Source organism: Neobacillus drentensis (assembly GCF_036966985.1).
GTDB lineage: Bacteria > Bacillota > Bacilli > Bacillales > Cytobacillaceae > Neobacillus > Neobacillus drentensis_E.
The window spans coordinates 1-1,688 of the sequence record NZ_JBALSN010000132.1; the positions used below are offsets into that span (position 1 = coordinate 1).

Genomic DNA, 1,688 nt, shown 5'->3' on the forward strand with positions numbered 1-1,688 from the left:
TGGGAATCGAACCCACTAGAACCAGTATAACTGGTGGCGCACCATTTGCCTTCCCTATATCATTTTTTTGCTAACAAGAATTCTGTTTGTAAACCCCCAAAGTTTTTCAGGTTTTTAACGGCTTCACTAGAGTATAATACAAGAAAAAAGCTAAAAAATAAATAGGTTTTTTGTGGATTTTTCGATAATATTTTTTACCAAATTTCAGCAATATTCTACGCTTCTTGATAGACCATTTCGCCGCCTATCATCGTCCATTTTGGTTTAGCTAAGTAGTGAAAAGGATGATGGCTCCAAAGCACTAAATCGGCTTCCTTGCCCTCCTCGATACTGCCCACTCGGCTGTCTATTCTTAAGTTTTTGGCTGGCAGAATCGTAATCCCTTCTAGAGCTTTATGCTCAGGTAACCCCTCCCTTACAGCGAGGCTTGCACAAATATTTAAGTATTGGATGGGTGTATAGGGATGATCGGTAGTAATAGAAACTTCGACACCGTGATTCGTCAGTTCTTGATAGGTTTTCCAGGTTTTATTCTTTAGTTCGACTTTGGATCTTCGTGTTAAGGTTGGACCGACTGAAACCTTTAAATCGATCCCTGAANNCAATAAGATGGCCCTCAGTACAATGCTCAATTCTTAAATCAAGATTAAATTCTTCTGCGAAACGTAGAGCTGAAATAATATCATCAGCACGATGTGCATGGATTCTAACGGGAATTTCTCTTTTTAGGGCCATGATGATAGGTGCAATTCTAGGTAAGTCTGGATTATCCGCATGGATTGCCTGGTAAAAAGCCTCCCTAAGCATCCCCATAATCCCCATGCGAGTAATGGAATCACTGTTGCCATGGCTATGAATTCTTTTTGGATTTTCCCCTAAGGCAATTTTTAAGCCTGAGATCTCTTGGAAAATCATCTTTTTAATATTTCTGCCGGTAGTTTTGATGACTGATGTTGTTCCTCCAATGACATTTGCACTCCCAGGCATAACATGAACTGTGGTGATCCCGCTTTTAACTGCATCAGAAAATGCGGGATCCAAAGGGTAGACTCCGTCAATTGCCCGAATATGAGGTGTGAGCGCCTCAGCTGTTTCATTGGCATCATTCCCAGCCCATCCAGTTCCTTCATCATAAAGGCCTAAATGGGTATGGACATCAATAAAGCCTGGAAAAAGAAATTGGTTCCCACAATCGATGATTTTTACATTTAAATCGGTTGTAAGATTCTTGCCAATTTTGAGGATCTTCCCTTCGTCAATTAACACATCTCCATGTGGGATTGGTTTCGATGTAATCGGATATACCGTTGCATTTTTTAAAAGTATTTTTGTCATAATAAAACCTTTCTTCACATTGATAATAGTTATTTTATCAATTTTAACAATTTAGGTGCCTAGGGAGAAGTTTCAACCTGAAAAAAATTTTTATGCAAAGTCGTTTCATTTTGTAAAAGAATTAAGTGGGTCTATAATGACAAGTAAGTTTAACGTTAACAATGAGAGGGCGAGGCAACATGGAAAATCAAGTTGGTTTGGTACTAGAAGGTGGAGGAATGCGAGGTGTTTACACTGCCGGGATCCTTGAATACTTTTTAGAAACTCAATTATTTTTCCCTTATGTAATCGGGGTTTCTGCAGGTGCATGTAATGCTGCCTCCTATTTGTCGAAGCAAAAAGGAAGAAATAAA

At 39.1% G+C, this 1,688-nt stretch carries 1 protein-coding gene and 1 pseudogene; one reads left to right on the forward strand and one right to left on the reverse strand.

Annotated features, from left to right (window positions below):
- Positions 1–215: 215 nt before the first annotated feature.
- A pseudogene (locus V7659_RS09210) lies at positions 216–1,335 on the reverse strand (amidohydrolase).
- A 179-nt stretch (positions 1,336–1,514) separates the two neighbouring features.
- On the opposite strand from V7659_RS09210, the gene V7659_RS09215 reads away from it, so the two are divergent.
- Positions 1,515–1,688 (forward strand): patatin-like phospholipase family protein (locus V7659_RS09215; RefSeq protein WP_335539615.1); only part of this gene is annotated, 174 nt, incomplete at its 3' end.